This window comes from Stenotrophomonas sp. 10N36 (assembly GCF_056395005.1).
This window is the reverse complement of record NZ_JBFTIS010000050.1, coordinates 1-497: the sequence shown is the minus strand read 5'-3', so window position 1 is coordinate 497 and position 497 is coordinate 1. Positions and strand designations below refer to the sequence as shown.

Genomic DNA, 497 nt, shown 5'->3' with positions numbered 1-497 from the left:
CACTTCTCCGGACACAGGCCGTCCGATAGAAGACAAATTCGGTTTAACGCGTCCCCATCGTCTAGAGGCCTAGGACATCACCCTTTCACGGTGGCGACCGGGGTTCGAATCCCCGTGGGGACGCCAGCTACAAACAACAGCCCCCGGCACTGCCGGGGGTTTTTGTTTGTGTGCCCGGTAAATGTCGGCCATTGGCCGAAACGGCACATACGGGTAGATGCCGACCGTTGGTCGGCATGGCACATGCGGGACACCCCAGCACGCCGACCACCCACCGGCATGCACCGGGACGAAACAAAAAGCTTCCCATCCAGCAAAACCATCGCTATGATAGGCGGCTCGCAGCATCAACGTGGGGCCATAGCTCAGCTGGGAGAGCGCCTGCATGGCATGCAGGAGGTCGGCGGTTCGATCCCGCCTGGCTCCACCACTTCTCCGGACACAGGCCGTCCGATAGAAGACAAATTCGGTTTAACGCGTCCCCATCGTCTAGAGGC

At 60.4% G+C, this 497-nt stretch carries 2 tRNA genes; both read left to right on the top strand.

What is annotated here, in order from left to right:
- The first annotated feature begins 50 nt into the window (after positions 1-50).
- Positions 51-126 (top strand) — tRNA-Glu (locus tag AC1DCJ_RS20315).
- Positions 127-354: 228 nt separating this feature from the next.
- Positions 355-430 (top strand) — tRNA-Ala (locus AC1DCJ_RS20310).
- The last annotated feature ends 67 nt before the right edge of the window (positions 431-497 follow it).